The sequence below is a fragment of the Pseudomonas sp. genome, from assembly GCF_049300855.1.
In the GTDB taxonomy this organism is placed as follows: domain Bacteria; phylum Pseudomonadota; class Gammaproteobacteria; order Pseudomonadales; family Pseudomonadaceae; genus Aquipseudomonas.
The window spans coordinates 47,036-53,650 of record NZ_JBAQKH010000034.1 but is presented as its reverse complement, the minus strand read 5'-3'; the positions used below and the strand labels follow the sequence as shown (position 1 = coordinate 53,650).

6 protein-coding genes are annotated in these 6,615 nt (G+C 60.3%); 3 read left to right on the top strand and 3 right to left on the bottom strand.

The window, feature by feature from the left end:
* The 3 genes from WA225_RS19635 to WA225_RS19625 all read right to left on the bottom strand — a co-directional run.
* On the bottom strand, nucleotides 1-205 hold a 205-nt coding region (locus WA225_RS19635), incomplete at its 3' end, for a hypothetical protein (RefSeq protein WP_422609222.1).
* 123 nt (nucleotides 206-328) lie between these two features.
* On the bottom strand, nucleotides 329-724 hold the full coding sequence (locus WA225_RS19630) for a YbaN family protein (RefSeq protein ID WP_422609221.1): 396 nt from the start codon (nucleotides 722-724) through the stop codon (nucleotides 329-331).
* 10 nt (nucleotides 725-734) lie between these two features.
* Entirely contained in the window at nucleotides 735-1,322 is a 588-nt protein-coding gene (locus WA225_RS19625) for a UPF0149 family protein (protein WP_422609220.1), read from the bottom strand.
* 309 nt (nucleotides 1,323-1,631) lie between these two features.
* On the opposite strand from WA225_RS19625, the gene recQ reads away from it, so the two are divergent.
* The 3 genes from recQ to WA225_RS19610 all read left to right on the top strand — a co-directional run bounded on the left by recQ (nucleotide 1,632) and on the right by WA225_RS19610 (nucleotide 6,615).
* The gene (gene recQ, locus WA225_RS19620; RefSeq protein WP_422609219.1) at nucleotides 1,632-3,761 is read left to right on the top strand and encodes a DNA helicase RecQ; all 2,130 of its coding nucleotides are present in this window, start codon (nucleotides 1,632-1,634) and stop codon (nucleotides 3,759-3,761) included.
* Nucleotides 3,762-4,277: 516 nt separating this feature from the next.
* Complete coding sequence (locus tag WA225_RS19615) at nucleotides 4,278-4,712, top strand: MarR family transcriptional regulator (protein ID WP_422609218.1); 435 nt, start codon at nucleotides 4,278-4,280, stop codon at nucleotides 4,710-4,712.
* 127 nt (nucleotides 4,713-4,839) lie between these two features.
* Nucleotides 4,840-6,615, top strand: a complete 1,776-nt coding sequence (locus WA225_RS19610; protein WP_422609217.1) for a FimV/HubP family polar landmark protein — start codon at nucleotides 4,840-4,842, stop codon at nucleotides 6,613-6,615.

Here is a 6,615-nt window from a genome sequence, read left to right as displayed (position 1 = left end):
TGCCCCATTCGACCGTCGCCTTGTCGCCTTTCGCCATGTTGCCCCACGGCCCCGCCCGGCACAGCAGGCCATGAAGCGGAAAATTGCCCAGCGCGGCGGCGATGTTGATGCCCCAGACCTTCTCAGGACTCACCGACACCGGGTCTTTGCTGCGCCCGGGGATGTCGAGTTCCTTGTGTACCAAGGGTTTGTTTGGGGTGGACATGGCAACGGCTCCGGTCGGGAAAGTGACGGAGTGATTGAACGGCGAAACGGCAGAATGCGCACCTGTCAGATCTGACAGGTCAAGGCTGTTTTCCGATGATCGGTAGCCTCGTTCACCGCCCGCTCAGGATTTGCGCAGCGTTTTCTGGCGCGCGATATAGACCGTCACCAGCACCGCGCTGGTCAGCATGAAGCCCCGCGCCCACGGCAGCGGCACCAGATAACACGAGAACAGAATGCTGACCCACATCAGCCCGATCGCGTAGATCTTGCCCTTGAGCGGTATGCCGTTGCCATCGAGGTAGTCGCGAATCCATGGCCCGAGTCGTGGATGTTCGACAAGCCATTTATAAAAGCGCGGAGAGCTGCGGGCGAAACATGCCGCCGCGAGCAGGAGGAAAGGGGTGGTGGGCAATACGGGCAGGAAAATCCCGATCACCCCCAATGCCACGCTGAGCCAGCCGATGGCCAGCAGCAAGTAGCGCAACATCAGGGGGCGGTTGCCTATGGGATTGTCCATAGGCTGGGTCTTAGTGATGACGTGGCTTGAGGATCGCCGGTTTTTCGTCTGGCGCCTGGCACAGCAGGTACAGCGCGGTCAGGGCTTCCGGGATCTGTACGATCATGTCGTCCATCAGGTTGGCGTCCTTGGCGATGTCTTCGAACTCTGGCTGTTCGTCGAACAGGCCCGAACCGACCATGATCGGCAGCAACATTTCGCTGACTTCTTCTTCGGCGGTTTCGAACCAGGCCGCTTCACGCAGGAACACGCCTTCCATGAAACCGATGCACCAGCCGCGTAGTTCAGAGTCGTCCGGATCGTCGCCCAGATCCAGTTCGCAAGGCAGTTCGAATTCTTCATCCGAGGCCAGTTGACGGGCGATGTGCGCCTTGAGGCCGATCAAAGTGGCTTCGATCTCTTCGCGTTGCGCTTCACCGCTGTAGTGCGGCTCTTCGGCGAACAGGGCGTCGATCCACTCACGATCCGGCACGACGTCCGAGCAGATCGACAGGGCGGTGAGGTAGCCGTGAGCGGCCACGTAATCCAGCGCCTCGTCATGCAGTTCGTCGGCGTCGAGGAAGACTTGCAGGCGGGTCAGTTGCTCAGCGAAGGACATTACGGGGCTACCTTGGGGGAATAAACAATGCGGGAATTCTAGGCCTTCTTGCGCGCTCAAGCCAGCCGCACGGCAGATTTGCCGCAATAACCGATTGCATCCAAACCCTGTGGGCGCGCTGTGAGCTGATTACAGGGTGTGTCTTATCAGCGGCACCCTGTGCAGGGGAGGGCTCGGGTATACTGCCGCGTTTTGCGCTCCCTGCGCGCATTGCGCCTGTCATGCAATGCGTTCTTACGATTCTGCGGTGCAGCTTTGCCCGTGATGAACCAGCCTTGCAGGGATGTTTTTGTGATTTCTGGAGTTTTTATGCTCGAACAGGCTCAACGCGTCCTCAAGGACATCTTCGGCTACGACAGTTTCCGTGGCCGTCAGGGTGCAATCATTGAGCGCGTGGCCAGCGGCGGTGACGCGCTGGTGCTGATGCCTACCGGTGGCGGTAAATCCCTGTGCTTCCAGGTGCCGGCACTGTTGCGCGATGGCCTGGCGGTGGTGGTGTCGCCGTTGATCGCGTTGATGGACGATCAGGTCGCTACTCTTGAAGAGTTGGGCGTTGCCGCTGCGGCCCTGAACTCGACGCTGAGCGCCGAACAGCAGCGCGACCTCGCGGCGCGGATCAAGCGTGGCGAAGTGAAGATGCTCTATCTGGCGCCCGAGCGTCTGGTGCAGCCGCGCATGCTGTCGTTTCTGCAAGGGCTGAACATCGCGTTGTTCGCCATCGACGAGGCGCACTGCGTATCGCAATGGGGCCACGACTTCCGTCCGGAATACCTGCAACTGGGCCAGTTGGCCGAGATGTTTCCCGACGTCCCGCGCATCGCCCTGACCGCCACCGCCGACAAACGTACCCGCGAAGAAATCGTCACGCGTCTGCATTTGCAGAATGCCGAGCGCTTCCTGTCGAGCTTCGACCGGCCGAACATCTTCTACCGCATCGTGCCCAAGGAACAGCCGCGCAAGCAGTTGCTGGCGTTCCTTGCCGAGCGCCGCAGCGACGCCGGCATCGTTTATTGCCTGTCGCGCAAGAAGGTCGAAGAGGTGGCCGCGTTCCTCAGCGAGCAGGGCTTTCCGGCGCTGCCGTACCATGCCGGCCTGCCCAACGAGTTGCGTGCCTTTAACCAGAAGCGCTTCCTCAACGAAGAGGGTTTGATCATGGTCGCCACCGTGGCGTTCGGCATGGGCATCGACAAGCCCAACGTACGCTTCGTCGCGCACCTTGATTTGCCGAAATCCCTGGAAGCGTATTACCAGGAAACCGGTCGCGGCGGCCGTGACGGTCTGCCGGCGGACGCGTGGATGGCCTACGGTCTGCAAGACGTGGTGATGCTCAAGCAGATGTTGCAGAACTCCGAAGGTGACGAGCGACACAAGCGTCTGGAGCAGCACAAGCTCGACGCCATGCTCTCGCTGTGCGAAGAAACCCGCTGCCGTCGCCAGACCCTGCTGGCGTATTTCGACGAAGACATGCCCGAGCCGTGCGGCCATTGCGACAACTGTGTCGATGGCGTGCAGACCTGGGACGCTACCGAGCCTGCGCGTCAGGCGTTGTCGGCGATTTTCCGCACCGGTCAACGCTATGGCGTTGGCCACCTGGTCGATGTGTTGCTGGGCAAGGACAACGAAAAAGTACGCAGCTTCGGCCATCAGCATTTGTCGGTGTATGGCGTGGGCAAAGCACTGAGCGAAAGCGAATGGCGTTCGTTGTTCCGTCAGTTGGTCGCGCGGGGCCTGGCCGATGTCGATCATGAAGGTTACGGCGGCCTGCGGTTGAACGACAGTTGCCGACCGCTGCTCAAGGGCGAAGTGAGCCTTGAGCTGCGCCGCGACCTGAAGCCGCAAGTCGCCGCCAAGACCAACAGCAAGAGCCCGGCCAGCCAATTGGTGCGCGGCGAAGAGCGCGAACAGTGGGAAGCCTTGCGCGCCTTGCGCCGCAAACTTGCCGAAGAACACGGCGTGCCGCCGTACGTCATCTTCCCCGACTCGACGCTGCTGGAGATGCTGCGCAGTCAACCGACCTCGCTGGCGGAAATGGCCACGGTCAGTGGCGTCGGTGCACGCAAGCTCGAGCGCTACGGCGAGGCGTTCCTCGAAGTGCTCGGCGGCGAAGTCGAGGCACCGAAAGCGGTGGCCGATGTGCGCCACGAGCTGATCACACTGGCCCGCGCCGGCATGACGCCGTTGCAGATCGCCGGTCAGTTGCAGTGCTCGGAAAAGAACGTGTATACGATGCTCGCCGAAGCCATCGGCAAGCAACAGTTGTCGCTGGAGCAGGCGCTGGACTTGCCGGAAGAGCTGATGGGTGAAGTGCAGGACGCGTTCCTCGATGGCGAAGGTGAGTTGCCGTCGGTCGCCGAAATCGCCGAGTTGTTTGCAGGTCGTGTTCCAGAAGGCGTGCTGTATTGCGTGCGGGCTGCGCTGCAGTCGGAATTCGAGATGTAATTTGGCGTACCCCTTACCCCTCACCCCAGCCCTCTCCCAGAGGGAGAGGGGGCCGATCGAGGTGTCTTGCGCCATACATCGACCTGAAACCCCGAGTCGATTATGGATTCAACGCTGATCTGACACGTCGGCGTAAATCCCAAATATCCCCCCATTCAGTCCCCTCTCCCTTTGGGAGAGGGTTAGGGTGAGGGTCTTCCAATACTCGATTCAGCTAAGCCCACTCAGGTCGGCGTAATTCCCCAATATCCCCCATTCAGTCCCCTCTCCCTTTGGGAGAGGGTTAGGGTTAGGGTGAGGGTCTTCCAATTGTGGATTCAGCTAAGCCCACTCAGGTCGGCGTAATTCCCAAATATCCCCCATTCAGTCCCCTCTCCCTCCGGGAGAGGGCTAGGGTGAGGGGCTTTCAAGATGTAACGATTCAGTACAGACCGCCACTTGCCTATAACTGCAGCTCATGCTTAGCTGGCTAATAATTAGAAATTCTTTATTTTTCAGTCTAACCGTGAGTGTTTTATGCCGTTAACCGATCAACACCGCTTTGGCATGCAACTGGCCCAGATGTCCCGTGGCTGGCGTGCCGAACTGGACCGCCGGCTGGCCGGCCTGGGACTGTCCCAGGCGCGCTGGCTGGTGCTGCTGCATCTGGCGCGCTTCGAAGAGGCGCCGACCCAACGTGAGCTGGCGCAAAGCGTCGGTGTCGAAGGTCCGACCCTCGCACGCTTGCTCGATAGTCTGGAAAGCCAGGGACTGGTGCAACGCCAGTCCGTGATGGAAGACCGTCGGGCGAAAAAGATCGTTCTCTGCTCGCCGGCCCTGCCGTTGATCGAACAAATCGAAACCATTGCCACGCAACTGCGCCACGAATTGTTCGAGGGCGTCGACGAGGCGGATTTGAAGGTGTGCATGCGCGTTCACGGGCACATTCTGGGCAACCTGGAAAAATCTTGAGGCATAACCGCGCAGCGGTTTTTTGAGGGATCGCGCTGAGCAGACTATAAGAACTACTGGGCAATATCGTGTTCGTACCGGATGTGCGAACGCATAGAAGTCGGTTTTGCTTATTTAAGGGATGCTCATGCTCGCAAGTCGGCACGTGGTACTGCGCGGTGGCGCCAAATGGCTACTGATCGCTGGCGTATTCAGTTACTCGACCGGGTCGATGGCCTTGGGGCTGGGTGACATCACTGTTCATTCGGCCCTCAATCAACCGCTCAAGGCCGACATCGCTCTAGTGGATGTCGGCGCGCTCACGCAGAACGAACTCTCGGTCAGCCTGGCGACGGCAGATGAGTTCGGCCAGGCCGGCGTCGAGCGGGTGTTCTTCCTCAACGACCTCAAGTTCACACCGATCGTGCATGGCAATCGCCAGATGATCCGGGTGACCTCCAATAAACCGGTCAATGAGCCGTTTCTGAACTTCCTCGTACAGCTCAATCAGCCCAATGGCCGGTTGCTGCGCGAGTACACCGTGCTGATCGATCCGCCGGGTTCGCCCGGGATCGTGCCCGCCACCGATGAGCCGGATCCACGTCCGCAATCCTCTGCATTCCCCACGGTCGAACCTGTCACCGCGGCACCGCAGGCCGCCCAAGGCAAACGCGATACCGCTCCTGTCCCCGCACCTGCACCGGCAACAAGCGCCGCCGCTGATGCCGTGGCCGAGCAATTGGCCGCCAGCGTATTGCTGAATCAGCAATTGCAAAAAACCGTCGATGATCTGAACAGCAAATTGCAATCACAGGATGTGCAGATAGCCGACGGAAAAAAGCAGGTCAGTGATTTGCAAACGCGCTTGGCAGAGCTGCAAAAGCCTGCGCCGCCGCCCGTAGTGGCGCCAACAGCGACCCCGGTCGCTGCACCGGTAGAGCCTGCGGAGGATGGTTTGAACTGGCCGCTGCTCGGCGTTCTGTTGCTCGTACTGGGCGCATTGGGCGGGCTGTTCATTTACCGTCGACGACAACAACAGACACCGAGTGACGAACCGTTGCCGCTGATGCCACTGCGCAATGATCCCGATGTCGATGCGCTCGAAAACAGCGAGCCCGTGAGGGCTCACGCCTCAGCCGAGCATCGTGAGGAGCCGGCGGCGGGCGACGTGCTGGAAGCCGTGGGCATCTATCTGGCTTACGGACGCCTTGGCGAGGCTGTCGGGTTGCTGCGCGATGCCTTGCACAAGGAGCCGCAGCGCGTCGACCTGGGCGTGCAATTGCTGGAGGTGCTGGGGCGTCAGGGCGATAACGCCGCATACGATCAACAGGAAAGCCATTTGCGCGAACTGGGCGTCGATGCCCAGACGTTGCGCGATGTCCGCGCCCGACATCCGAAACTGTCGGGTCTCGCTGCGTTGGCCGCGGTGGCGCCGATCATTGCAGCGGCTCCTGTTGTCGCTGCACAAACGGCGCCTGAAGATGATTTCGAGCTGAACCTGGGCGAGTTGTCGATGGATTCCAGTTGGGATCTGGAAGACAGTCGTTCGGCTCCGGCTGAGCCGCCAGCAGAGACTTCCACCCTCGGTTCCGGTTTACAGGTCTTGCCGCAGGACTTTGATTTGCCGGAAGCGGTCAGCGACGACGCCGAACTTGAGTGGATCCCTGACGCGCAAGCAGCGCCGCTGGATGAAGATTTCCTCAATGAGTTTGCTGATCCCGAGCCGTCACTGGCGTTGCAACCGCTGGACCTGCAGGAGCCGGAGCCGCTGCACGACGCCAATTCCGGCAAACTCGAGCAGGCGCAAACGTGCATTGATGACGGCGATATCGACAGTGCGATTGCATTGCTCAATGAGTTGCTCAAAGAAGGGGATGAGCCTTTGAAGCAAACGGCGCGGACGTTGTTGGCGGGGATTCGCTGA

Coding starts and splice junctions, on each gene's coding strand:
- WA225_RS19610 (WP_422609217.1), top strand. CDS start 4,840: ATGCTCGCAAGTCGGCACGTGGTACTGCGCGGTGGCGCCAAATGGCTA.
- WA225_RS19625 (WP_422609220.1), bottom strand. CDS start 1,322: ATGTCCTTCGCTGAGCAACTGACCCGCCTGCAAGTCTTCCTCGACGCC.
- WA225_RS19615 (WP_422609218.1), top strand. CDS start 4,278: ATGCCGTTAACCGATCAACACCGCTTTGGCATGCAACTGGCCCAGATG.
- recQ (WP_422609219.1), top strand. CDS start 1,632: ATGCTCGAACAGGCTCAACGCGTCCTCAAGGACATCTTCGGCTACGAC.
- WA225_RS19630 (WP_422609221.1), bottom strand. CDS start 724: ATGGACAATCCCATAGGCAACCGCCCCCTGATGTTGCGCTACTTGCTG.